This is a genomic window from Chelatococcus sambhunathii (genome assembly GCF_001418005.1).
Classification (GTDB): domain Bacteria; phylum Pseudomonadota; class Alphaproteobacteria; order Rhizobiales; family Beijerinckiaceae; genus Chelatococcus_A; species Chelatococcus_A sambhunathii.
In genome coordinates, this window is the sequence record NZ_LIOL01000002.1 from 317,834 (window position 1) to 343,173 (window position 25,340).

The following is a 25,340-nucleotide window of genomic DNA, read 5'->3' on the forward strand; positions in this document are numbered from 1 at the left end:
CGTCGTAAAAATCCAGTCTGACGCCAGTGAAAGCCGCCCGAAGGCTGCCGACCCTCGCCACTCAGCGCTGGCCCTGACCGATCGGCGCTGGCGGAAGCGGGGTCGCTCCGCCCTGCCCGCTGTCTGCCCGTCCCGCGTCGAAGAACTTGCGCAGGAAACCGGGCGCGATGGCCGACAGGGGGTTGATGGTCATGGTCGGCCCCGCCATTGGGCCGCGCACGCGGAAGTTGACGGCGAAGAGCCCCTCGTATTGCCCGCCGCCGAGCAGCAGGCCGATCACCGGCAACTGGCTGAAGATGTTGTTGAGGGCATAGGCCGGCACATAGGTGCCGGAAAGGTCGAGCGTCTCGTTGCCGAGGTCGAGATGGCCCTCGAGGCTGATGCCGACCTGTGGCCCCCAGATCACCGCCTCGCGCATGTTGATGCGCCCGCTCGCGCGCGTGAAGTCCACCTTGAGCTTGGTGAAGGGCACGTCGTTGATGGTGACCCGCTCGCCCTCGCGGGGCTGGGCCGAGACGATGCGGCGCAGGGCCGGCTCGTCCACCAGCGAGAAGTCCCGGATGTTGAGGATGCCGGCTGCGCTGCCGTTGGCCGGTGGTAGCTGCAGCACGAGCTGACCACCGGCCATGCGCTGGTAGATGTCCACGAAGCGCAGCGCGGCGCCCGCATCCGCCGTCTGGACGATGGTGAAGGATTCGCCCGAGCTTCCGCGTGACAGGGAGGCCGTGACGGGCGAGCGGCCGAACGAGCCGTTGAAGGCGAGGCCGGACACGTTGCCGCCGCGCATGGCGAGCTTCAGCGCCGCATTGGAGACGAGTTCGTTGTTGAAGCCGCCGAGGATGTCCACGGCGACGTCGAGATCGACGTCGGTGGCGTCGTCTCCGCCGCCGCGGCCGAAAACCTGGCGCAGGAACGGCCGCGCATCAAGCACGTTGCCGCGCACCGTCACCCTGAATCCGTCCCGCGCACGGGCTACCTGCAGGCGCACGTCGTCCCCCGGCGACAGTTTGATCTGCGAGAACTCGGCCTCGCTGAAGCTGCCGTCGCCGCGCAGGATGACCCGGCCGCCCTTTGCCGAGGCGCCTGCGCCGTCAAGCATGAACTTCTCGAGGATATAGCCGTCGCCCTTCTCGATCAGGTCGAACGACAGGCCCGCCTCGCGCCCCGCGGCCTTCGTCCAGCCGGGCAGCAGCTCGTTGATCGCTGCCTTGCTGAGATCGACGGTGATGCTCTTCGGCCGCTTGGCCGCCTCGCTCAGCGACAGGTCGGCCGCAACCGTTATGGGGCCGGTGAGCTTCCGCCCGAAATCGAAACCGAGCCGCGTACGCGCCGCGTCGTCGGCGGTGACTTTGATGGCTGCCTGCCCGCCCGCTCCGGTGAGGGGCTGCCTTAGCGAGACGGTCGCGGGCAGGTCCGCGAGGCGCGCATCTCCGTCGAGCGTGAGGAGATCGCCTTCGAGCGTGAGCGCGAAGCTGCCCTTCTCGATGCTCTTGTCGCCCGCAATGCCGGTCACCACAAGGTTGCTCAACTGGCCGCTCGCTTCCGCCGTGACGTCACGCATCGTCAGTTCGTCGATGAGCGGGAGAGACAGTTCGAGGCGAATGTCCGCAGTGCCGGACACTTTCTCCGGGTCGAGTTCGATCGCCATCCGGTCGCGCACGGCCTCGCTGCGGGCGAGCGCGAGGACCGCGTCGGCACCGCCTTGGATGCGCAGACTGATGCGCGCCTGGGCCGGCTTGCGCAGATCATCGACCGCAAAAAAGCCCTCCGACAGGGAAAGCTTGCGCTCGCCTTCCAGGGATACCTCGGAGCGTGGCAGGTAGATGCTGACGCTGTTGCCGTCCACGGTTCCGCGCGCTGCCGTATCCGTCAGCACCGGCAAGCCTTTCGCGGGCAGGAGCGCGGCGCCGGACATCCGGAACCGGACATCGACCGTCTCGCGCGGCAGCGGCTTCTTCTGCCGTGAGGCGGCGAGTTCCTCGGCGTCGAGATTGACGTTGACCGACAGATCATGGACCGTTCCGGCCTGCAGGTTGTCGATGAGGTGGCGCCGGACGCCGGAGGCGACGAAGGCCGGCCACAGCCTGAGAAGTGCGCGAGCGTCCGATTCCGTGCTCGATACCGCAACGCGCAGGCCGCCGCGGTCATCGGGCGTGCCGGCGCTACCGGACAGCGTGACGGCCAGACGCTCGCCGGTCACCGAGAACCGTCGCACGATGACACCGCCGCCCTCCCCGCCGACGATCTCGCCGGCGATGTCATCGATGGTGAGCGGCTCTTCGTCGCCCGTCAGGCGCTCGATCACGGCAGCCTTGCCGGCAAGCTCAAGCCGCCATGGCACCCCCTTCCCTTCGCCCGAGGAGAGTCGGCCGGCGAGATTGATGCGGGTCTCTCCTGCGGTGAAGGATGCCGAGGGCAGATCGAAGGCCCGCGTGGCGGGGTTCCAGCTCAGGCGCAGGCCGATGTCGTCCACCTCGATCGGCGGCTGGTCCGGATCGTCGATGTAGACGATGGCGGCGTCGCCGGCCAAGCTCGCATCGAGCGCTTCGAGATGGCCTTCGCCATCGATCGACAGCGAGACCTCGCCCGAGAGCGGCATGCGCGTCGTCACGAGTGAATGGCTGAGCCCGCCGAACAGGAGCAGGTCCGACACCGGCGCGCGCGCCAGATGCACCTGGGCCTGACGGGCGCCCTTCTGCTCGCCGCGCACGACCCCCGAGACGCTCCATGGCCCGTGCTCGCCGCGCAGCCCGAAATTGAAATGGGTCAGTGTCGCCTTGGCGCGGGTGAACTGCAGCGACACGTCGGCGAAGCGCGCGCGTGGCCGCCGCTGGGCATCGACAATCGTCAGCCGCGCATCGCTCAGGCCGAAATGGTCGATCGTGCCGAAGAGGCCCTCCCGGTCGGTGATGAGGTCGACGAGCGAGACGACGGCTGCCGCAAGCGGCAGATCCTCCTGCGCCGCCCCTTCCGCCACCACGGGAGGCTGCGCTTGCGGCTGCGCCGGCGAGACGGTGGTCTCCTCGTCGGTCGCGGCGAAGGACAGCTCACCCGTCGGCGAAACGTTGAGGCGCAGGTCGAGCCCGCTGAAGACAACGGCACTCGGGCTCACCCGCCCGACCATCAACCCCAGGGCGCTGACCGATATCTCGCCCGCCTGTGCCTTCAGAACGCTTGCGCCATCGGCATTGCGGATATCGATGCCGGAGACGCGCAGGGTCGGGCCATAGCGCGTGTAGTCGATGGCGGCGCTGGCGATGCCGACGTTCCAGCCGCTGCCGACGCGCTCCGAGAGCGCCGCTTCGATGCGCTCCGGCAATCCGTCGATCTCGACGGGCGACCAGGCGATTCGCCCGGCAAGACCGCCGACGAGCAAGAGGACGAGCGCGACGAGCACAATGAGCACGCGCTGGGCTCTGCGGCGGCGGAGCGAGGGCGCACGTTGCACCTGCCCTTCGCCGCCGCCGGCCTCGTTACGTCTCCTGGCGAACAGCTTGGTCACTCCGGTCCGTTCCCCTTGGGCGTTCCATTCGTCTCCCACGATTCGTGCGACACGGGAACGCCGGCCCGGTCCCGCCGCGGCCGAAAAGGATAGGCATCCTCGTGATCGCGTGGACATTGTCCGTGCCGCCCTTGACGAGGCGGACAGAACGACCAGCCTGCTCCACTGCAAGCAATCGGTGGACGGGCGGGCGGACGCTTCGCCGCCTCACGAAAGGCTTAGCGCAAAGAATCAGACGAAAGGAAGGCGAGACGATGGTCCAGGAAGGCGACAAGGCGCCCGATTTCACCCTGCCCGGCGCTGGCGGCACAGAAGTGCGCCTGTCGGCGTTGGCCGGCAGGAAGGTCGTAGTCTATTTCTATCCGAAGGACGACACCAGCGGCTGCACCAAGGAGGCCATTGCCTTCAATGGCCTGCGCCGGGAATTCGAGGCCACCGACACGCATGTCATCGGCATCTCCGCCGACAGCGTCGCCCGCCACGACAGGTTCCGCGCCAAGCACGATCTCGCGATCACGCTCGCCTCCGACGAGGACCGCAAGGCGATCGAGGACTACGGCGTCTGGGGCGAGAAGACCATGTACGGCCGCAAGTTCATGGGCATCCTGCGCACCACCTTCCTCATCGGACCGGACGGCCGTATCGCCCGCGTCTGGCGGCAGGTGAAGGTCGACGGCCATGCGGAAACCGTCCTTGCGGCCGCACGCGAACTGTAGACGCGCCCGTTTGCGAATGCTTAACTCTAACGGGTCCTAATCTTCAGGGTGCCGGCACTCTGGAGAGCCTCGACTTGCGACACCGCCTCTTTCTGCCCAGCCTGAAGTGTCGCTCCGAACCAAGTCATGTCGGGACGCCGCATGGCCATTTGCGGGTCGCGGCTGTTGTCGTCTTTTTGGCGGTGCTCGCCTGGGCAGGCGCGGCGACATGGATGCTCTTCTTTCGCGACGAGGTCGTCGCCGGCCTCCTCGCGCGCCACCAGCGCATCACCCTCGCCTATGAGGATCAGATAGCAGCGGTGCGTCGGCACGTCGACCTCCTCGCCAGCCGGCAATATCTCGAGCAGGAGCGCGTGGAGGCGCGCGTTGCGCAGGTTCTTGAGCGCCAGGACGAGCTCGAGCGCCGCCAATCGGTGGTCGAAGCGCTGCAGAAGCAGGCGACCGGCATCGCACTGCCGATCGCCGCAGGCGCCGGCCCAGTGCCGTCCTTGTCCGCAACAGACCGGCCGTGGCGCGGCGAGGCGGCGAGGGATCGGCTCGGCGCGTTGCGCTACCTGCCGGTCGCGGAACGCCTCGCCCGCATGGACCAGGCACTCGAGAGGCTGACACATCGGCAGACGTCGGTCCTCTCCGCCATGCTTGCGCTCTCCCAGCACCGGCTGGACCGCTATCTCGACATCGTCGCCTCCGTCGGCCTTCCGACCGAGCCGCTCACCCGCCTGCCTGGTCCTGCGACATCGGAGAGCGTCGGCGGCCCCTACGTCCCGGCGCAGGCCGGTGCGCCGTTCCATTTCGGTAGTCTCGCGGATAGCATCAAAGACAGCCTGACCCTTTCCGCGCGCGCCGCGCAGGTCGTTGCCGGGCTGCCTCTCGGCCGGCCCGCGGAGGAGGACGAGACGAGCCCCTTCGGCATCCGTATGGATCCTTTCCTGCGCGCGCCCGCCCTGCACACGGGCCTGGACTTCCGTGCCGCCTACGGCGCGCCCGTTCGCGCCACAGGAGCAGGCAACGTCATCTTTGCAGGCTACAGCGGCGGCTATGGCAACATGGTGGAGATCGAGCACATCAGCGGTGTGACGACGCGCTATGCGCACCTTTCCGCCTTCGCCGTCACGGAGGGCGATACGATCGCCGCCGGTGACGTCGTGGGGCGCGCCGGCAGCACGGGTCGGTCCACGGGGCCGCACATCCATTATGAAACGCGGATCGACGGCAATCCCGTCGATCCGCAGCGCTTCATCGCAGCCGGCGCGCGCCTCCACGGCATGCGCTGGCCGGCTCCCGCGCCCGTTCAGTCGATATCCTCGACCTCCACCTCGCCGCCATAGACGCGCTGGGCGAGCGACGCCTCGATGAAGGGATCGAGCCTGCCGTCCAGAACCTCCTGCGGGTTCGTCGACTGGACGCCCGTGCGCAGGTCCTTCACCAGCTGGTAGGGTTGCAGCACGTAGGAGCGGATCTGATGGCCCCAGCCGATGTCGGTTTTCGACGCCGCCTCAGCCATCGCCTTCTCCTCGCGCTTCTGCAGTTCGAGTTCGTAAAGACGGGCCCGCAGCATCGCCCAGGCGGTAGCCCGGTTCTTGTGTTGGGACCGTTCCGCCTGGCACGCGACGACGATGCCGGTCGGGATATGGGTGATGCGGACAGCCGAATCCGTCGTGTTGACGTGCTGGCCACCGGCGCCCGAAGCGCGGAAGGTGTCGATCCGACACTCCGACTCGTTGACGGCGATATCGATACGGTCGTCGACGACGGGATAGACCCAGACGGAGGCGAAGCTCGTATGCCGACGCGCATTCGAATCGAACGGCGAGATACGGACGAGACGGTGGACGCCCGATTCGGTCTTCGCCCATCCATAGGCGTTGTGGCCCTTGATGAGGAGCGTGGCCGACTTGATGCCCGCCTCTTCACCGTCGGTCACTTCCATGACCTCGACCTTGAACCGGCGCCGCTCGGCCCAGCGGATGTACATCCGCATGAGCATCTGCGCCCAGTCCTGGCTCTCGGTGCCGCCGGCGCCCGAGTGGATCTCGATATAGGTGTCGTTCTGGTCCGCTTCGCCGGACAGCAAGGCCTCGATCTGGCGCCTGGCGGCCTCCGCCTGCAGGGACCGGATGCTCTCCTCCGCCTCCTCGACGACCGAAGCATCGCCTTCGGCCTCGCCGAGCGCGATGAGTTCGACGGCATCGGCAAGATCACGTTCGATCTGCTCGATGGCCGCGATGTTCTCCTCGAGGGCGGTGCGTTCGCGCATGATCTTCTGCGCAGCTTCCGCGTCGTTCCACAGCGAGGGATCCTCGGCGAGGCTGTTCAGCTCGGCGAGCCGGCGTTTGGCCTGATCCCAGTCAAAGATGCCTCCTCAGCAGCCCGACAGACTGCTTGACGGCATCAACCAACGTCTCGATTTCGGCGCGCATGCCCGCCTTCGTCCTGCAATCGATGGAAGATTGGCCCGGCCATGCCGTTCACGCCGGACACAGGAGGCTCTTAGCCAGCCCGGCCCCGGATGTAAACCGGGCAAGCCGACAAGGATCGATCAGGCGTCAATAGAGGCCGCCCGAACCGCTGCCGACGCCGGCGGGCGGGGCTGCGCCGTAGCTTTCAGGGGCCGTGTCGCTGTAGCCGACAAGATAGCCGTCCGGGGGCGCCGTCCCGGGCTTGAACGCTTCGAGGATGGTGCGTCCGCCTGATCCGGCGCGCTGGCCCGAGGCAAGATCGACGCGGATGAGTTTGATGCCCGGCGGCACGCGGAATGGCGTCGCCGGCTTGCCGTCGAGCGCGAGCGTCATGAAGTCGCGGAAGATGGGCGCGGCATACTGGCCGGCCGTCGCCGAATTGCCGAGCGAGCGCGGACGATCGTAGCCGAGATAGATGCCCACCGCCAGATCGGGCGAGAAACCGACGAACCAGACGTCCTTGGCCTCGTTCGTCGTGCCGGTCTTGCCGGCAAGCGGCTTGCCGACGCTCTTGACCACGGTCGCGGTGCCCCGCTGCACGACGCCTTCGAGGATCGAGACCATCTGGTAGGCGGTCATCGGATCGATGACCTGCTCCCGGTTGTCGATGAGCCGCGGCTCCGGCTGGTTGCGCCACTCCTCGGCGTCGCATCCCTGGCAGATGCGCTCGTCGTGCTTGTAGATGGTGTGGCCCCACCGGTCCTGGATGCGGTCGATGAGTGTCGGCTTGATGCGCTTGCCGCCGTTGACGAACATCGAATAGGCGGTCGTCATGCGCAGCACGGTGGTCTCGCCGGCACCCAGCGACATCGGCAGGTAGGGCGCAAGATCGTCGTAGATGCCGAAGCGCTTCGCGTATTCGCCGATCAGCGGCATGCCGACGTCACGCGCGAGGCGCACGGTCATCAGGTTCTTCGACCGCTCGATGCCATAGCGCAGGGTGTGCGGTCCGGTCGACTTGCCGTCATAGTTCTTCGGCCGCCAGACCTCGGTGCCGGACGTGATCTCGATCGGACCGTCGACGATGATGGAGGACGGCGTGTAGCCATTGTCGATCGCGGCCGCGTAGACAAATGGCTTGAACGAGGACCCCGGCTGGCGCAGCGCTTGCGTTGCGCGGTTGAACTCGCTCTGGTCGAAGGAGAAGCCGCCGACCATGGCGAAGACGCGCCCGGTATTGGGGTCCATCACCACCATGGCGCCGGACACCTCGGGGATCTGGCGCAAGCGATATTGTCCGGGCTTGTCGGCGACGGGTTCCACATAGACGACATGGCCGGGCTTGAGCGCCTGCGTGAGACGGCCCTTGCGCGTCCACTTGATACCGTCCGGCAGGATCTTGCCGGTTTGGCGCTCGCTCGACAGCTTGCCCGAGATCTCGCGTGCCGGCTGCAGCCCGATGGTGGCCTCACGGTCGCTGACCTCGAGCACGACGGCGAGTCGCCACGGCTGCACGTCTCCGAGCGCTGGAATGTCCGCGAGGGCTGCCCCCCATTCACCGCTGGCGAGGTCGATCGTGTCGACCGGATCACGCAGCCCCCTCGCCTCGTCGTAGCGCACGAGGCCGTCCACCAGGGTCTTGCGCGCCATCGCCTGGATCTTCGGGTCGAAGGTCGAGCGCACGGACAGGCCGCCGTCATAGAGCGCCTTCTCACCGTAGCGCTCGACAATCTCGCGCCGGATCTCCTCGGCAAAGAAGCCGGCCGAATAGGTGTTGGGCGAGAGCGTGCGGGGATTGACCTCAAGCGGCTGGCGCTTGGCGGCCTCCGCCTCCGCGCGCGTGATGTAGCCGTTGTCGAGCATGCGGTCGAGCACCCAGTTCCGCCGCTCGATGGCCGCCTCGCGCTGGCGGAAGGGGTGATAGTTGTTCGGCGCCTTCGGCAGCGCCGCAAGATAGGCGATCTCCGGCAGCGTCAGTTCGTGCACCGACTTGCCGAAATAGTTCAGCGCGGCGGCCGCTATGCCGTAGTTGCCGAGGCCGAGGTAGATCTCGTTGAGATAGAGCTCGAGGATCTTGTCCTTCGAATAGACCGCCTCGATTCGCAGGGCGATCAGCGCTTCCTTGATCTTGCGCTCGTAGGTCTGCTCGTTGGTGAGCAGGAAGTTCTTGGCGACCTGCTGCGTGATGGTCGAGGCGCCCTGCTGGCGCCGTCCGGACGCGCGCAAATTGGTAACGACCGCCCGGGCGATACCTTCGGGATCGACACCGTTGTGCCGATAGAAGTTCTTGTCCTCAGCCGACAGGAAGGCCTCGATGACGAGATTGGGAACGGCTTGGATGGGGAGGAAAAGTCGCTTCTCGCGCGAATATTCGGCCACCAGACTGCCGTCGCTGGCGTGGACGCGCGTCATCACCGGCGGCTCGTAATTGGCGAGCTGCTTGTGGTCCGGCAGGTCCTGGGAATATTTCCAGACGAAGAAGCCGACGATGGAAGCCCCGATGACGAAAAGAATCGCCCCGGCAGCAAACAGAAATCCAAGAAAGCGAACTATCAAACGCATCCGTTGAAGGCCCGTCGCCCGTTGCTTCTTCCCGCCGCCGCAGCAGCGCCGGTGGTCGTTCCCCGGTGCGCCGGCGCTCCCTCCCTAACATGAGCCGGCCCCACGTGACCAGAAACGGAAAGCGGGAACGGGGCGGAAAGCCGAACGATTCGGTTCTTATCCCGCGCATCTATGGAGAAACTGCGGCGTCGGGCTGAGCCGCAAGGCGGGTCGCAAAGAAGCGGTCGACGGCCTCCACGAGCGCGGCGCTCGATTTGTCGCGCCAGGCGTCGGACACGAGGAGGTCGGCGTCCTTGGCGCTCGACAGGTAGCCGAGTTCGATAAGCGCGGAGGGGATGTCCGGCGCCTTGAGGACGATGAAGCCGGCCGAGCGTAGCGGGTTCTTGTTGAGCGCCACGACGTCGCGCAGGCTGTTCACCACCTTGTTGGCAAAATCGAGCGAGAAGACCCGCGTCTCGCGCTTGGTCAGTTCGGCGAGGATGCCGGCAATCTCGTTCGGATCCTCGACCACGTCGACGCCGGCGATCTGGTCGGCCAGGTTCTCCTTGGCGGCGAGGCGCTCGGCCTCGGCATCGCTGGCGAAGGCCGAGCCGGTGTAGATGGTCGCCCCGCGAACGCGGCTGCTGTCGGACAGCGTGTCGGCATGGATGGAGATGAACAGCGAAGCCCCCGCCTTCTGGGCCATGCGCCAGCGCCCGCCGAGCGAGACAAAGGTGTCGCTCGTGCGCGTCAGCATGACCCTGTAGCGTCCCGTCTCCTCCAACCGCTGCCTGAAACGTTCGGCGAAGGCGAAGACAACGTCCTTCTCGGCCACGCCGTTGACGCCGATCGCGCCGGGGTCGACGCCGCCGTGACCGGGATCGATGACGATCAGTGGCTTGTCGCCCACGGGCGGAACCGGCTGCTGTGCCGTGCTGGCAGGCAGCGGTTCGGGCTCCACCATCGGCTTGAGGGCCGTCTTGCGGTAGCTGGCCCGGTCGGTGCGTGACAGCTCGATGACGAGCAGCGCGCCCTCTCCCAAGGCCCGGCTGTCGATGCGCTCGACGAGGGCCGGCTGCGCAAGATCGATGACGATGCGCGAGCGGCCCGGCGCGAAGAGGCCGAAGCGATAGGAGGAGATGACTCCCGCGCCCTTGCGGCCGGCATTGGCCGGCAGTTGGAAATTCACCTCGGGCAGGTCGACGATGACCCGGTCGGGTCGCTCGAGCAGGAAGGCCTTGGCATCGACGGGGCGCGACAGGGTCAGGCTGAGACGGGTCACCGCGCCTTCGGCCCTGACATCGGCAGCCACGGCGACGGCCGCTCCGGGGGGCGTCGCAGGATCCTGCGCGACGGCATCCTGGGGGGCAGAATCCCGGGCAGTGGCCGGGTGCGCGAGGAGCAGGCCGATGGCGGCCAGGCAGACCAAGAAGGGCTGCGCGGCGCGGTGCCTCATGGCCCTGCCCTTCCCGCCTGCCTCGATGCCGATGCGCGCCATTGGGAGCGGCCCCTGTCCCACCGCCATTCTTCACGAAACCATCCATTAAGAGATAGGAAGGCCTTGGTTAACACTTCTTCACCAGCGCAGCGACGCTCGCATTCCATGCGTGGCCTTCCTGCCACAATCGCGCATGACCCTTGCCAAACAGCCGCATGCGTCTGTAATGAAAAGGCGACTCTGTTTTCGGCGTCGCCGTTGGTCGCCTCTTTCAACCGGGCGGCTGTGCCGCGGCAGTCCCCCCTCCCCATGGGCAGGCGGGCGCGGCCCTGAAGCGGCGTGCCGGAGCGGCGGTTGTCATTCACGTTGCGGTATCGTCCGCAACGCTTTCACGTCGGCCCCGGCTCTTTCCGCGACGCCGGCGTTTCGAGGCTAAGGATCGGAGGACTATGGGCAGCCCGACAGCGATCGCCCGGCTTGCTCCATCGCCGACCGCAGGACGCGGCGCGATGGTCGGGGGATATTCGTACGGCCTGCTCCGGCTCTTCCACACCACTGCATTCCCATCACCCCCTGCGCCCGCATCCAGCGGTGCGCCCGCGACCTGTCGACGGACGCCGCCTGCCGCCTTCCGGCTGGCGGAGCAGACGTTGTTTCGCACGGAATTGCCCAGCGGCATGCGCCGGAGGTCGCCCGTATGAGAGTTCAACATGGCAAACAAGATGCTCATCGACGCCTCCCACCCGGAAGAAACCCGGGTGGTGGTCGTCCGCGGTAACCGCGTCGAAGAGTTCGACTTCGAATCCGCCAATCGCAAGCAGCTTCGCGGCAATATCTATCTCGCCAAAGTCACGCGGGTCGAACCGTCCCTGCAGGCCGCCTTCGTCGAGTACGGCGGCAATCGTCACGGCTTTCTCGCCTTCAGCGAGATCCATCCCGACTATTACCAGATTCCCGTGGCCGATCGGCAGGCCTTGCTCGCCGAGGAGGCTCAGGCCGAGCGCGAGGCCGAAAAGGACGAGGAGCGCGCCGCCCGCCGCCGCCAGGCCAAGCGCTCGCGCAAAGGTGACGACGCGATCGTGAGCGCCGAGCCCGGGGCGGACGACGGCGCAGCCGCCCACGACAGCGAAGGGGCTGAGGCGAACGGCGAGGAAGAGGTGATTGAGCACCTCGGCGGCGCCGACGTCGGCGAGGAGGTGCCGGACCGCCGGCACCGTCCGCTGCGTCGCCAGTACAAGATCCAGGAGGTGATCAAGCGCCGTCAGGTATTGCTCGTTCAGGTGGTCAAGGAAGAGCGCGGCAACAAGGGCGCGGCGCTAACGACCTATCTCTCGCTCGCCGGGCGCTATTCTGTGCTGATGCCCAACACCGCGCGCGGCGGCGGCATCTCGCGCAAGATCACCAACGTCACCGACCGCAAGCGCCTCAAGACCATCGCCCAGGAGCTCGATGTGCCCGAGGGCATGGGCGTCATCCTGCGCACGGCGGGGGCTTCGCGCACCAAGGCGGAGATCAAGCGGGACTTCGAATATCTGCTACGCATGTGGGAGAGCGTGCGCGAGCTGACGCTGAAGTCTACCGCTCCGGCGCTTGTCTATGAGGAAGGCTCGCTCATCAAGCGCGCCATCCGCGATCTCTACAACAAGGACATCGACGAGGTTCAGGTCTCCGGCGATGATGGCTATCGCGAGGCCAAGGACTTCATGCGCATGCTCATGCCGAGCCATGCCAAGGTCGTGAAGCCCTACAGGGATCCGCAGCCGCTTTTCGCCAAGTTCGGTGTCGAGGCGCAGCTCGACGCGATGTTCTCCAACCAGGTCACGCTGAAGTCGGGCGGCTACATCGTCATCAACCCGACGGAAGCGCTCGTCTCCATCGACGTGAACTCGGGCCGCTCGACGCGCGAGCACAACATCGAGGACACGGCGCTCAAGACGAATCTGGAGGCGGCCGAGGAGATATCGCGCCAGTTGCGCCTGCGCGACCTTGCCGGCCTTATCGTCATCGACTTCATCGACATGGAGGAAAAGCGCAACAACCGCGCCGTCGAGAAGAAGCTGAAGGAGTGCCTGAAGAACGACCGGGCTCGCATTCAGGTCGGCCGCATATCGGCCTTCGGCCTGCTCGAGATGTCGCGCCAACGCATCCGCACGGGCGTGCTGGAAAGTTCCACCGTAGTCTGCCACCACTGCGGCGGCTCGGGCTTCGTCCGCGCCACGGCGTCGGTCGCGTTGCACATCCTGCGCTCCATCGAGGAGGCGCTGCTCAAGAGCGCCGCGCACAACGTCGTCGTCAAGACGCGGACTGAAGTTGCGCTTTACATCCTCAATCAGAAGCGCGTGCATCTGCGTGAGCTCGAAACCCGCTTCGACGTCGGAATCGCCATCTTCGGCGACGATACGCTTTCCGGCACCACGAACTTCACCATCGAGCGCGGCGAGGCCGTCCTGCGCAGCGAAGCGCGCGCGCCTGCGACAGGCATCCGCATCGAGAGCGCGCCGGCCATCGAGGAGGAGGCGGAGGTCGCCGACGAGGACGAGGAGGTGACCGAGGAGGCGCCGCAGCAGGCCCGCGGCCCGCAGGATGGCACCGAGGACGGTAACGGCAAACGCCGCCGCCGCCGCCGTCGCCGTCGCGGTGGACGCGGTGGCGAGGGCCGCGAGGCGGCAGCGCCTGCCGGTGCCGAGCCGGCGACCGCGCTCGAATCTCAGGACGATGAGGAATCGGGTTCTCAGACCGCCGGCACCGAAGATCCCGCGCAGATCGTGGCCGAAGCAGCCGTCGGACTGCCGACCGAGACACCTGCCGAGGAGACGGAGGGGTCTGCGCCGGCCAAGCGACGCCGCACGCGCCGCCCCGCACGGGGCAAGCGCGCGGCCGACGAGGCCGGAAACGCAGCGGAAGCTGCTGTCGAGGCCGAGACAGAGTCTCCGGCCGATGCGGTAGAAGAGCAAGCGGCGGCCGTGCCGCCCGAGCAGCCCCTCCCCGTCGTGGAAGCGGCACCCACTCCGGCGCCGCAGAAGCCGGCCGAGCCGGAGCCGGTGGAGGAGGACGCCAACCGGCCGAAGCGCACGGGCTGGTGGGCCCGCGCCAAGGCCAGCCTCACCGGTGGCTGAGCCCCACGAGCAAGGGTCGGTATCAAGAAGCGGCGGGCCAAGGCCCGCCGCTGCCATCTTGGCTACTGCCTCGCGCCTGTCCGGCAGCGATTGACGATGGCGGTGACACGCCCCCGGGTGTCTGCCGACGCGTCCGCGAGATCGATACGCTCTTGCCGGATCGCCGCGTCGGCACAGGTGCAATAGCGCTTGCACGCGGCCGCTGCGACACCGGTCTGCTCGCAGCTCGCGCGGCACTGGGGGACGAAGCCTGCCGCCACGGAGGGCTGGCGGGTGATGCCGAGTGCGTGGGCGGCAAGGAACATGAGGCCGAACAGCACGGGCTGGTGAACGAGATAGAAGGCCAGGCTGTGCCGGCCTGTCCAGGCAATGAGACGTCCGGCAAGGCCCGGCGTCCGGCTGGTCTGCAGCCATGCCGTCAGATTTCGGTCGACCGCAAGGCGGCCGGCGGCCATGCCGAGCAGGACCGGCCCGAACCACGGGAAGAGCGGCACGTAGTCGTTCGACACCGGTACCTGCGTGCCGAGGCCGACGAAGGCGAGCGCCGGCAGGTCGAACAGCGGCGATGCGACGAGCCCCGGAGCCGCCACGACGGCGATGCCGGCGGCCGCAGCGACGGCCGGCGGCAGCCGCAGGAACGGCAGGGCAAGCAGGCTCGAGAGGGCGATGCAATGCAGGATGCCGAAGAAGATGTAGCTCTGCGGAAAGGCGAAGAAGGTCACGATGGTGATCGCCGCCGCCGCCGCGACGATCACCGCGAGCCGCCGCAGGAAGGCCTGCCAGCGAATCCTGCTTCCATGGGCGAGCACGAGGCTGAAGCCGACGAGCAGGAGGAACGAGGCGGCGATGGCCCGGGCAAAGAGCCGCCAGCCTGGATCGTTGACGACGTCGACGCTCGTGAGACCGAGATGGCTCGCGTCCCATGCGCCGTGATAGACCGCCATGGCGAGGAGCGCGATGCCCCGCGCCAGGTCGATGCCAAGAAGCCGGCCGTGGCCATGGATGCCGGCGTTGCCCGGGGAGGCCTCGTCCTCCAAGGTCGCGGACAGGGACGACCCGTCTCGGGCGGACGTCATGCATTCACCTCCGGCTGCTTCGCGCATCTGCCGCGCGGGTTTCCTCGCTCATAGCCCCTTTTGCCCTCAGCGAGAATGGGCCGACCGGTGAATGCCGCGGACGAACCTTTCTGCTAAATCGTTTGAAACGGACTTGCGGCCGTCTGCGCTTCGCGTCAAAAGCAAGGGCAAGACCGGTGAGCCATGGAGCCAGCAATGAGCGACATCCATATCGAGCGAATGAAGGCCTGCGGCGTCATCCCGGTCGTCTCGGTGCCGGACGCGGCCGCCGCCGTGTCGCTGGCCCGCGCCCTCCTCGACGGCGGCATCGACGTGATCGAGCTCACGCTGCGCACCGAGGCCGGCCTCGCCGCCATCGAGGCGGTGGCCCGGGAATGCCCGCAGATGTTCGTCATTGCCGGCACGGTCGTGCAGCCGGCCCAGTTCGCTCAGGTGCGCGATGCCGGCGCCAAGGCCGTCGTCAGCCCCGGGTTCAGCGAGACGCTGGACGATGCGGCCAAGGCTGCCGGCCTGCCCTGGCTGCCCGGCGTCGCCACGGCCTCGGAAGTGATGCGCGCGGGCGAGCGCGGCCGCACGGCCCTGAAGTTCTTCCCGGCCGAGCAGGCCGGCGGCATCGCCATGATCAAGGCGCTCGCCGGCCCCTTTCCCAAGGTCGTCTTCTGCCCGACGGGCGGCGTCAACACGGCCAATCTCGGCGACTACCTCTCCCAGAAGATGGTGATGTGCGTCGGCGGGACATGGCTGACGCCGCCAGCGGCGGTCTCGGCCGGCGACTGGGCCGCGATCCGCGACGAGGCCGCCAAGGCCCGCAGGAGGGTCGACGAACTGCGTGCAGCCTGAGCCGGTTGCGGCTGCCCTCGCCGACTGCTTCAATGAGCCCGCGTGCGTGAATGCGGCCGTGGGCGATGACTGCATCTGATCCTGCAAATCTCGACGAGGATCTCGAGGTTCTGGCCGAATGGCTGGCCTCGGCGGAGGTCGTCGCGCCCTTCACCGGCGCGGGGATCTCGACGGAGAGCGGTGTGCCCGATTTTCGCTCGCCGGGCAGTCCCTGGCTCGCGAACCGGCCCATTGCCTTCGATGCCTTCCTGGCGAGTGCGGAGGCACGGCGGGAGGCATGGCGGCGGAAGTTCGCCATGGACGATCTCTATGCGGGTGCGACTCCCGGTCGTGGGCATCATTTCCTTGCCGGTCTCGTCGCCGCTGGCAAGGCGCCGGCCATCATCACCCAGAACATCGACGGCCTGCAGCAGGCCGCCGGCGTGCCGGAGGAGCGGGTGATCGAACTTCACGGCAACGGAACCTATGCAGCCTGCCTCGACTGTGCCGAGAGGCAGGAACTGGCGGATATCCGCTCGGTCTTCGAAGCGAGCGGGCTGCCGCCCACCTGCCCGCATTGCGGCGGCATGGTCAAATCCGCCACCATCTCCTTCGGTCAGGCCTTGCCGCAGCAGGCGCTGCAGCGGGCCCAGGCGCTGGCGCGCACGAGCGATCTATTCATCGCCATCGGCTCGTCGCTGTTGGTCCATCCGGCGGCGGGTCTGCCGGTGCTGGCGAAGCGGCATGGGGCTCGCCTCGTCATCATCAACCGTGAGGCAACACCGCTCGACGACATTGCCGACCTTGTTTTCAACGGCGAGATCGGCGCAATCTGCATGCGACTCGTCGAACTGTCCGGCGACGCCGGGCGGAGCATTAATTATTCATGAATTCTGACTTTGCGCTGCGTCTGTGAGTGTTATCCTTGTCTGGGGAATCGTTCTCTACGATTCGGCTGGTGGTTTCATGTCCGACGAATTTTCTTCAAATGGTTTCGGCTCCAAGGTCGGCGCAGCCGTTGAAGCGCGCCTGACGGGCAGTGCTGATCTGGAAACGGTGGCCGAGCCGCTCGTCGAGCTCGCTGGTCACATCAAGTGGTTTGATGTCGCCAAGGGCTTCGGCTTCATCGTGCCCGACAACGGCCTGCCGGATGTGCTGGTGCACGTCACATGCCTGAAGCGGGAGGGCTACGAGACCGCGAGTGAAGGTGCACGCGTGGTCTGCGAGGTGGCGCGCCGCGCACGTGGCCTGCAGGCGGTGCGCATCATCTCGCTCGACGAATCGACGGCGCTGCATCCGAGCGAACTGCCGCCGCCGCGCACGCACGTCACTGTCGTGCCGACGAGCGCGCTCGAAGCCGTCACCGTGAAGTGGTTTAACCGGCTACGCGGCTTCGGCTTCGTCACGCGCGGGGAAGGCACCCCGGACATCTTCATTCATATGGAAACCCTGCGGCGCTTCGGCATCACCGAGGTGAAGCCCGGCCAGCAGCTGCTCGTGCGCTTCGGCAACGGGCCGAAGGGCCTCATGGCGGCAGAAGTGCGCCCGGCGGACGGGGGCCATGCGCCTGCCACCCATTGAGGCCGGTGCTGCCGAGAGCCCGTGGCGGCGCCTTCGGCTCGGCCTGGCCGCTGTCGTTTGGCTCGCCTCGGCCACGGCCGCGTTGGCGCAATCCCTCGAGAACCTGACGATCCGGACGGCGAGCGGCAGCCACGCCTTCGCCGTCGAGGTTGTGCGCACGCCGGAGGAGCGGGCCATCGGCCTCATGAACCGCCGGTTCCTGCCGGCCGATCGCGGCATGCTCTTCGACTTCGGCGAGGCAGCCCCGGTCTCGATGTGGATGAAGAACACCTATATCTCGCTCGACATGCTGTTTATCCGGGCCGACGGCACCATTGCGCGAATCGCCCAGCGCACCGAACCGCTGTCGACCCGCATCGTGCCGTCCGGTGAGCCCGTCCTGTCGGTGCTGGAGCTCAATGCCGGCACGGCGGCGCGTATCGGTGCAAGGCCCGGGGATAAAGTGGAACACCCGCTGTTCTCCTGCCGGTAGGACGCGGCAGCGACGAGGACGGGCGGTTCCGCGCCCGGTGAACGCATGTACCTCGGCATCGACATCGGCACATCGGCTGTGAAGGCCGTTCTGGTCGGCGAGAACGAAGCGCTCCTCGCCGAGGCGGAGGAGGCGCTCGCCATCGCGCGTCCGCACCCGCTCTGGGCCGAGCAGGACCCGCAGGACTGGTGGCAGGCGACGGTAACGGTTCTGGGCCGGCTGCGGTGCGCCGCACCCCGCGCCTTCGCGGCTGTCCGCGGCCTCGGCCTGTCCGGCCAGATGCATGGGGCGGTACTGCTCGATGCGGCCGGCGATGTGCTGCGCCCGGCCATCCTCTGGAACGACGGTCGCGCCCATGCGGAATGCGCCGCGCTGGCCCGCCGCCTGCCGACGCTTGGCCACGTCGCCGGAGTGCCAGCCATGCCCGGTTTCACGGCGCCGAAGCTTCTGTGGCTGGCAACGAACGAACCCGAGACCTTCCGCAGGGTGGCCAGGATCCTTTTGCCCAAGGACTATGTTCGGTTTCGGCTCACGGGCGAGGCGGTCACCGACATGTCGGACGCGGCCGGCACGCTGTGGCTCGACGAAGCCCGGCGCGACTGGTCCGACGACATTCTTGCGGCGACCGGCCTCACGCGGGCGCACATGCCGCGCCTCGTCGAAGGCACGGCCTTGGCCGGCAGCCTGCAGGCCACTATGGCGCAGGCACTCGGCCTGCCCGCCGGCCTGCCGGTTGCCGGAGGCGCGGGCGATGCTGCAGCGGGAGGCATTGGCATTGGCGCCGTCAATGACGGCGATGCCTTCCTCTCGCTCGGCACCTCGGGGCAGTATTTCGTCACCACCGGCAGCTTCCGGCCTTATCCGGAGGCCTATGTGCATGCCTTCTGCCACGCCCTGCCCGGCCGCTGGTTCCAGATGGCGGCGCTGCTCAACGGCGCGAGCGCGCTCGGCTGGGCGGCGAAGATCCTCGGAGCCGACGATATCGGCGCTCTCCTTGCCCGCACCGAAGCCGCCTTTTCGGGCCGCCCTGCCCGCCCCCTGTTCCTTCCCTATCTCACGGGCGAGCGCACGCCGCACAACGATCCGCATGCCCGCGGCGTGTTCTTCGGCCTCGCGCCGGACGTGACGCGCGAAGAAATGGTCCAGGCGTTGCTCGAAGGCGTCGCCTTCTCCTTCGCCGAGGCGCAGGAATGCCTTGCCCATGCCGGGACGCACGCAGCCTCCGTCGCCGCGATCGGTGGCGGCTCGCGCAGCCGGTTCTGGATGCGCCTGATGGCGAGCGCGCTCGAGCGTCCCATCACGCTCTACAGCGGTGGCGCGAAGGGCCCGGCCTTCGGCGCCGCCAGGCTCGCCCGGATCGCGACGACAGGCGAAGATCCGGCCGCCGTTTGCCGGACACCGGCGGTGGCTGAGATGATCGAGCCGGACCGGAATCTCGCAGCGGCCTATCGGCCGGCCTTCGCGCGTTTCAAGCGACTCTATCAGGCGCTCAAGAGCGAATTCAGAACGGATTAAATGAGATTTATCAGCGCATCGAGCGGTCGAATTAAACCATCTTCTCTGCGGCCGGCTATGTGCGGCGAAGGGCGCTGATCTCCTCCATCAGCTCGATCTGCAGTGTCTGCAGTTCGGTCAGCCGCTGCCATTGCCGGGTGAGAAGGTGGTCGATTTTCTCGTGCAGGTGGCGAATCTCGAGCTCGGCCTTGAGATTGATGAGATAGTCGTTGCGGGACCGCAGCCGGTCCTTCGCCTCCTGCCGCTTCTGGCTCATCATGATGATCGGCGCCTGCACGGCGGCAAGGCACGACAGCACCAGGTTGAGCAGGATGAAGGGATAAGGATCGAAGGCTTCCCCGCCGGCCGAGCGCGCGTTGATGGTGATCCAGCCGGCGAGCATGATGCCGAAGACGATGATGAAGGTCCAGCTGCCGCCGAAGCGTGCGAGATTGTCGGCCATACGCTCGCCAAACGTGCGCTGGCCGCTGTATTCATGCTCGATATTGGCGGCAAGCGTCGTCTCGCTCGTCATGCTTTCGGCGACGCGCCGGTCGAGATCCGAAAGCTCCCCCCGCTCCTGCCGGAGCAGGTCCTCGACATAGCCGGCGCGATGGCGCGCAAGGTCCAGCCGATCGATGGTACCAGTCTCGGCAAGCTGCGGCTGCTCGCGCAGCACGCGCTGCAGCAACTGGGGGCTGACGACGTCGAGCGGCACGGCGTCGGCCTTCTTCGCCGCCCGCTGTTCTCGCCGCAGCCCCTGCCCACGCATGCGGTCGTTGCGCCCGGCCATGCTGCACCTCCACGGGAGCCATTCGCCGTCACACTATCCGTGCGCAGCCTGTCCCCTCAAGCCGGGAAGACGGTTGCCCCCTTGTCGGCTGTGCCGACCAGGTGACGGAAGCCGGCGAAAAGCTCCCGCCCGACCCCGACGTGCGAGGCCGACAGATCCGCCTCCACCGGAGCGCGAGCTGCAAACTCCGTCGCATCGACCAGAACATCGAGGCGACCGCTGAGGGCATCTACACGAATGATATCACCGTCGCGGATCCTTGCGATGGCGCCGCCGTCAGCGGCTTCGGGCGTGACATGGATCGCAGCCGGCACCTTGCCCGAAGCGCCCGACATGCGCCCGTCGGTGACGAGGGCGACCCGCTGGCCGCGGTCTTGCAGCACGGTGAGGGGCGGCGTCAGCTTGTGCAACTCCGGCATGCCATTCGCCTTCGGCCCCTGGTAACGCACCACGGCGACGAAGTCGCCCGTCAGCACCCCCGCCCTGAAGGCGGCTTGCAGTTCCTCCTGGCTGTGGAAGACCCGAGCCGGAGCCTCGACCACGTGGCGCTCGGGCGCCACCGCAGAGGTCTTGATCACGGCCCGGCCGAGCGGGCCATCCAGCACCCTGAGCCCGCCCGTGGGCTGGAAAGGCTCCCCGACGCCGCGCAGGATGTCGGTGTTGCCGCTCTCGCTCGCCGCTTCGCGCCAGGCGATGCCGCCGTTCTCGTCGAGGCCGGGCTCCACAAGATAACCGTCGAGCCCCGTGCCCCAGACGGTGGTGACGTCCCGGTGCAGCAGACCGCCGCCGAGGAGCTCGCGAATGAGGAAGCCCATGCCGCCGGCGGCGTGGAAATGGTTCACGTCCGCCTTGCCGTTCGGATAGACGCGCGCCAGCAGCGGCGTCACCTCGGCGAGATCGGCGAAGTCGTCCCAGGTGAGCGTGATGCCGGCGGCCGCCGCCATGGCGACAAGATGCAGGGTGTGGTTGGTCGAGCCGCCCGTCGCGTGCAGACCGACCACGCCATTAACCACGGCCTTCTCGTCGATGATGCGCCCGACCGGCGTGTATTCGTTGCCGAGCGCCGTGATGGCGATGGCGCGCCTGGCGGCCGCCTGCGTCAAGGCATCGCGCAGGCTGGTGTTCGGGTTGACGAAGGACGCGCCGGGCAGGTGCAGGCCCATGATCTCCATGAGCATCTGGTTGGAATTGGCCGTGCCGTAGAAGGTGCAGGTGCCGGGCCCGTGATAGGACTTCATCTCGGATTCGAGCAGCGCGTCGCGCCCCACCTTGCCTTCGGCGTAGAGCTGGCGGGTCTTGGCCTTCTCGTCGTTGGAGAGGCCCGAGGTCATCGGCCCCGCCGGCACGAAGACGGCCGGCAGATGGCCGAAGGACAAGGCGCCGATGACGAGCCCGGGCACGATCTTGTCGCAGACGCCGAGGAAGACGGCGGCGTCGAACATCTGGTGCGACAGGGCGACCGCGGTCGACAGCGCGATGACGTCGCGCGAGAACAGCGACAGTTCCATGCCGGCCTCGCCCTGGGTGACGCCGTCGCACATGGCCGGCACGCCGCCGGCGACCTGGGCAGTGCCGCCCGCCTCGCGCACGGCGGCGCGGATGAGCTCGGGGAAGCGCTCGAACGGCTGGTGCGCCGAGAGCATGTCGTTGTAGGCGGTGACGATGCCGAGGTTCGGCGCGTCCGAGCCGGCGAGCCGCTCCTTGTCCTGCGGCCCGCAGGCGGCAAAGCCGTGCGCGAGATTGGCACAGCCGAGATGGCCGCGCCGCGGTTTGGCCTCGGCCGCGGCGGCGATGCGTTCGAGATAGCGCGTGCGCGCGTCGCGGCTGCGCCTTGCGATGCGTTCGGTGACTTCACCGATGCGCGCTTGAACGGTCATGGCAATCTCCGTTGATCCGCTTGCGCTACAGCGCGCCGTCTTCGTACCAGGTGCGGCCGTCGCGCTCGATGAGAGCGATCGACGCGGAGGGGCCCCACGTGCCCGCCGTGTAGGACTTGGGGGCGTCGCGCGTCTCCTGCCAGGTCTCGATGATGGGGTCGATCCAGGTCCAGGCCGCCTCCACCTCGTCGCGGCGCATGAACAGCGTCTGGTTGCCGCGCACAACGTCGAGGATGAGGCGCTCGTAGGCGTCCGGATTGCGCACGCCGAAGGCCTCGGCGAAGCTCATGTCGAGCGGCAGGTGCTGCAGGCGCATGCCGCCGGGGCCGGGATCCTTGATCATCAGCCACAGCTTCACGCCTTCGTCCGGCTGCAGCCGGATGACCAGGCGGTTGGGTGTGATCGGCCCGGCGCCGGCATCGAAGACCGAATGGGGAATGGCGCGGAAGGTGACGACGATCTCCGATACGCGCGTGGCGAGCCTCTTGCCCGTGCGCAGGTAGAACGGCACGCCGGCCCAGCGCCAGTTGGCGATCTCGGCCTTCAGGGCGACGAAGGTCTCCGTGTTGCTGACATGGGCGCCGAGCTCCTCGAGATAGCCCGGCACCGCGCCGCCGGCCGACGCGCCGGCGCGGTACTGGCCGCGCACCGTGAGCTGACCGGCATTGTGCGGGCCGATCGGCACCAGCGCCTTGAGAACCTTGAGCTTCTCGTCGCGGACGGGATCGGCCGCGATCGAGGTCGGCGTCTCCATTGCGACGAGGCAGAGCAACTGCAGGATGTGGTTCTGCACCATGTCGCGCATGGCACCGGCGGTGTCGTAATAGCCCGCCCGCCCTTCGACGCCGAGGGATTCGGCCACCGTGATCTGCACATGGTCGATGTGCGCAGCGTTCCACAACGGCTCGAACAGCGCATTGGCGAAGCGCAGCGCCATCAGGTTCTGGACCGTTTCTTTCCCGAGATAATGATCGATGCGGTAGATGCTCTCCTCGGGGAAGACGCGGCCGATGGCCTCGTTCAGCCGCCGCGCCGAGGCAAGGTCCTTGCCGAGCGGCTTCTCGACCACGACACGGGAGCGCCCGTCGACGAGGCCGTGCGCGCCGATGCGCTCGCAGATCGGGCCGAACAGATCGGGCGAGGTCGCGAGATAGAAGACGCGGACGAAATGCTCTTCGGCCTCGGCGGCGCGAGCAAGGGCGTCCCAGCCCTCCTTGCCGCCGGCATCTGCCGCGACATAGCTTAACCGGGCAAGGAACCGCTCAAGCGCCACGGGTTCGATATCGCGCGCCGCGACGTGTTCCTCGATCGCCTTCTTCGCCAGCGCACGAAACGCGTCCTCGCTCAGGCTGCGGCGCGAGGTGCCGACGATCCGTGCCTCGTCCGGCAGCTGCCCGGCCTGGTCGCGGTGGTAGAGCGCCGGCAGCAGCTTGCGCTGGGAGAGATCGCCCGTTGCCCCGAAGACCACGAGCACGAACGGAGAAACAGGAATAACACGGCTCGTCATGCCATTGTTCTTTCGTGCAAAATTGCCTCCACGTCCTGCTGCGAGGGCAAATCGGCGCCGCGTCGGCTGCAGGTGATCGAGGCGGCGCTCACGGCATAGTGCAGCGCTTGCGTGACGGTCTCGTGGTCGATCGTCGCGATCGCCTGCCGGTCGAGCTTGCCGCGTCCGGCGAGGAAGGCAAGAAGCGCGGCATGGAAGGTGTCGCCCGCGCCGACGGCATCGACGAGCCGAATCGGCCGCGCCGGCACGTCGAGAACGGTGCCGTCGGCGAGATAGGCGCTGGCGCCTTTCTCGCCCCGCGTCACCGCGACGAGCTTCACCCCTGCCGCGAGCCAGGACGCTGCCATCTCGTCGACATCGACCCCCTCACCATAAGCAGTGGCGATGTCCTCGACGCTCGCCTTGACGATGGTCGCATGGGTGACGAGCCGTGCGAAGCGCTCCCGCCAGACGCCCATGTCGCTGATGAGGTCCGGCCTCAGGTTGGGATCGATGCTGACGACGCGGCGCGCGCCCTCGCGCGCCAGAAGCGTCTCGATGGTCGCACCCACCGGCTCCACGCCGAGGCTGTAGGAGCCGACGGCGATGGCGGAAAAACCGCTGCAGTCCGGCAGCGCGTCGGCCGGCAGGTCGCGGTCCGCCGCCTCCTCCCCATAGAAGCGGTAATGCACACTGCCGTCTTGGGTCGCGGTCGCCACCGACAAGGTCGTCGGCCGGTCACTGCGCCGCACGTGGGCGACATCGATGCCGTTGCGCACCAGCGTGGCGACAAGTTCCTCGCCAAGTGGATCACGGGCGATAGCGCCGCAGAAGGCGGCCGGGCAGCCGAGGCGCGCAAGGCCGACCGCGACGTTGAAGGGCGAGCCACCGACGACGGCTTCGGCATCGAGCCCCCCCGCACCGCGCGCCTTGATGAAGAGATCGACGAGCGCCTCGCCGCAAACGAGAATCATGACTCTGGCATGCCTCTTGTTGTGCGGGCGCCGGCTATCGGCGCCCGCCTCCGGGTGAGACGGCTCAGCTGCGCGGCGCCGACCAGCCCTTGTAGTCCTTCACGTTGTCGCGCGTGACGAGCGTCGAGGGCATGAGCACCATCGGCTGCTCCGGCTTCTTGCCGTTCATGATGCCGTAGCCAACCTCGACCGCCTGCTGCGCCATGGCATATGGATCCTGGCTGGCGGAGGCCTCGACCATCGTGTTGCCCTTGAGGGCGGCCTCGATGTCGGGCGCGCCGTCCACGGACGTGATGACGATGCCCGTGCGGTTCAACTGCTTGGCGGCGAGATCCGTGCCGATCGCTTGCGGGTCGTTGATGGCGAAGACGGCATCGATCTTCGGGAAGCGCGTGAGATGCCCCTGCATGACATTGAGGCCGCCCTCGCGTGAGCCCTTGCCGTCCTGATCCGAGGACAGCACCTTGATGCCCGGTGCCTTCTCGAACACCGCCTTGCAGCCGTTGACACGGTCGATGACGGCCGAAACTTGCGGGCCGTTCTGGATGATGACGTCGCCCTTGCCGCCGAGCTTGTCGACGATGTATTGGCAGGCGATCTCGCCGGCTTGGACATTGTTGGTCTGCACTGTCGCATCCGCGCCGGATGCTGCGACGTCCACCGCCATCACGACGATGCCGGCTGCCTGCGCCTTCTTCACCGCCGGCTCGATGGCCTTGGGATCGACCGCATTGAGGAGGATGAGGTCGACGCCCGAGGCGATGAAATTGTCGATCTGGGTGAACTGCTTGTTGAGGTCGTAGTCGGCCGAAACCGCGGTGACGCGCACGGCCGGGTTGATCTCCTTGGCCTTGGCTTCGGCGCCCTTGGCCAGCGTGACGAAGAACGGGTTACCGAGCGAGCCGAGCGTGATGCCGACCGCCTTGAGGTCCTTGGCGCTGGCGACGGAGGTCGCGAGCGCGAGAGCGGCACCGGCAAGCAGAACGCGTTTCAGCATGATATTTCCCTCCCTGGTCCTGTCGTTGAGCGTCCGTGGCGCCGGACCAGAACGGCGCC

General features: G+C 67.5%; 18 protein-coding genes. 8 read left to right on the plus strand and 10 right to left on the minus strand.

Going from position 1 to position 25,340, the window contains the following annotated elements; genetic code table 11:
- Positions 1–61: 61 nt before the first annotated feature.
- Complete coding sequence (locus ASC46_RS05095; protein ID WP_055458208.1) at positions 62–3,502, minus strand: YhdP family protein; 3,441 nt, start codon at positions 3,500–3,502, stop codon at positions 62–64.
- Positions 3,503–3,756: 254 nt separating this feature from the next.
- Between ASC46_RS05095 and bcp the strand changes: the two genes are divergently transcribed.
- Complete coding sequence (gene bcp, locus ASC46_RS05100; RefSeq protein ID WP_055458209.1) at positions 3,757–4,218, plus strand: thioredoxin-dependent thiol peroxidase; 462 nt, start codon at positions 3,757–3,759, stop codon at positions 4,216–4,218.
- A gap of 212 nt (positions 4,219–4,430) precedes the next feature.
- Positions 4,431–5,546, plus strand: a complete 1,116-nt coding sequence (locus tag ASC46_RS05105) for a M23 family metallopeptidase (protein ID WP_141659655.1) — start codon at positions 4,431–4,433, stop codon at positions 5,544–5,546.
- On the opposite strand, the gene prfB is transcribed toward ASC46_RS05105, so the two are convergent.
- From prfB to ASC46_RS05120, 3 genes are all read right to left on the minus strand, one after another.
- A protein-coding gene (prfB, locus tag ASC46_RS05110; RefSeq protein ID WP_096335199.1) for a peptide chain release factor 2 occupies positions 5,510–6,638 on the minus strand; the annotation gives its coding sequence in 2 pieces (ribosomal slippage) (positions 5,510–6,568 and positions 6,570–6,638; 1,128 coding nt in all). The two genes, ASC46_RS05105 and prfB, sit on opposite strands and share 37 nt — an antisense overlap.
- Before the next feature lie 126 nt (positions 6,639–6,764).
- Positions 6,765–9,179, minus strand: coding sequence for a penicillin-binding protein 1A (locus ASC46_RS05115; RefSeq protein WP_055458212.1), 2,415 nt, complete (start codon positions 9,177–9,179; stop codon positions 6,765–6,767).
- A 169-nt stretch (positions 9,180–9,348) separates the two neighbouring features.
- The gene (locus tag ASC46_RS05120) at positions 9,349–10,614 is read right to left on the minus strand and encodes an N-acetylmuramoyl-L-alanine amidase (protein ID WP_055458484.1); all 1,266 of its coding nucleotides are present in this window, start codon (positions 10,612–10,614) and stop codon (positions 9,349–9,351) included.
- Positions 10,615–11,306: 692 nt separating this feature from the next.
- On the opposite strand from ASC46_RS05120, the gene ASC46_RS05125 reads away from it, so the two are divergent.
- Complete coding sequence (locus tag ASC46_RS05125) at positions 11,307–13,712, plus strand: Rne/Rng family ribonuclease (protein WP_055458213.1); 2,406 nt, start codon at positions 11,307–11,309, stop codon at positions 13,710–13,712.
- A 62-nt stretch (positions 13,713–13,774) separates the two neighbouring features.
- Here the strand turns inward: ASC46_RS05125 and ASC46_RS05130 are convergent, their stop codons facing one another.
- A complete protein-coding gene (locus ASC46_RS05130) occupies positions 13,775–14,788 on the minus strand; it encodes a heparan-alpha-glucosaminide N-acetyltransferase (protein ID WP_082464729.1) in 1,014 nt (337 codons plus the stop codon).
- Positions 14,789–14,983: 195 nt separating this feature from the next.
- Between ASC46_RS05130 and eda the strand changes: the two genes are divergently transcribed.
- The 5 genes from eda (at position 14,984) to xylB (ending at position 19,175) form a co-directional block, all read left to right on the plus strand.
- Positions 14,984–15,628: a bifunctional 4-hydroxy-2-oxoglutarate aldolase/2-dehydro-3-deoxy-phosphogluconate aldolase gene (gene eda, locus ASC46_RS05135; RefSeq protein ID WP_055458215.1), complete on the plus strand. Its 645-nt coding sequence runs from the start codon at positions 14,984–14,986 to the stop codon at positions 15,626–15,628.
- Between the two features lie 65 nt (positions 15,629–15,693).
- The gene (locus ASC46_RS05140; protein WP_055458216.1) at positions 15,694–16,497 is read left to right on the plus strand and encodes an SIR2 family NAD-dependent protein deacylase; all 804 of its coding nucleotides are present in this window, start codon (positions 15,694–15,696) and stop codon (positions 16,495–16,497) included.
- A gap of 76 nt (positions 16,498–16,573) precedes the next feature.
- On the plus strand, positions 16,574–17,188 hold the full coding sequence (locus tag ASC46_RS05145; protein WP_055458217.1) for a cold-shock protein: 615 nt from the start codon (positions 16,574–16,576) through the stop codon (positions 17,186–17,188).
- Positions 17,169–17,660, plus strand: coding sequence for a DUF192 domain-containing protein (locus tag ASC46_RS05150; protein ID WP_055458218.1), 492 nt, complete (start codon positions 17,169–17,171; stop codon positions 17,658–17,660). The genes ASC46_RS05145 and ASC46_RS05150 overlap by 20 nt, the downstream gene beginning before the upstream one ends.
- A gap of 45 nt (positions 17,661–17,705) precedes the next feature.
- Positions 17,706–19,175, plus strand: coding sequence for a xylulokinase (gene xylB, locus ASC46_RS05155; protein ID WP_055458219.1), 1,470 nt, complete (start codon positions 17,706–17,708; stop codon positions 19,173–19,175).
- Positions 19,176–19,230: 55 nt separating this feature from the next.
- Here xylB and ASC46_RS05160 read toward each other — a convergent pair whose 3' ends face one another.
- From ASC46_RS05160 to ASC46_RS05180, 5 genes are all read right to left on the minus strand, one after another.
- Entirely contained in the window at positions 19,231–19,947 is a 717-nt protein-coding gene (locus ASC46_RS05160) for a DUF1003 domain-containing protein (protein ID WP_245280469.1), read from the minus strand.
- 56 nt (positions 19,948–20,003) lie between these two features.
- Positions 20,004–21,824, minus strand: coding sequence for a phosphogluconate dehydratase (edd, locus tag ASC46_RS05165; protein WP_055458220.1), 1,821 nt, complete (start codon positions 21,822–21,824; stop codon positions 20,004–20,006).
- 25 nt (positions 21,825–21,849) lie between these two features.
- On the minus strand, positions 21,850–23,331 hold the full coding sequence (gene zwf / locus ASC46_RS05170; RefSeq protein WP_055458221.1) for a glucose-6-phosphate dehydrogenase: 1,482 nt from the start codon (positions 23,329–23,331) through the stop codon (positions 21,850–21,852).
- Positions 23,328–24,284 carry a carbohydrate kinase family protein gene (locus tag ASC46_RS05175; RefSeq protein ID WP_055458222.1) on the minus strand — a complete coding sequence of 319 codons (957 nt, stop codon included), beginning with the start codon at positions 24,282–24,284 and terminating at the stop codon, positions 23,328–23,330. The genes zwf and ASC46_RS05175 overlap by 4 nt, the downstream gene beginning before the upstream one ends.
- Positions 24,285–24,348: 64 nt before the next feature.
- Positions 24,349–25,281 carry an ABC transporter substrate-binding protein gene (locus ASC46_RS05180; RefSeq protein WP_055458223.1) on the minus strand — a complete coding sequence of 311 codons (933 nt, stop codon included), beginning with the start codon at positions 25,279–25,281 and terminating at the stop codon, positions 24,349–24,351.
- Positions 25,282–25,340: the final 59 nt, after the last annotated feature.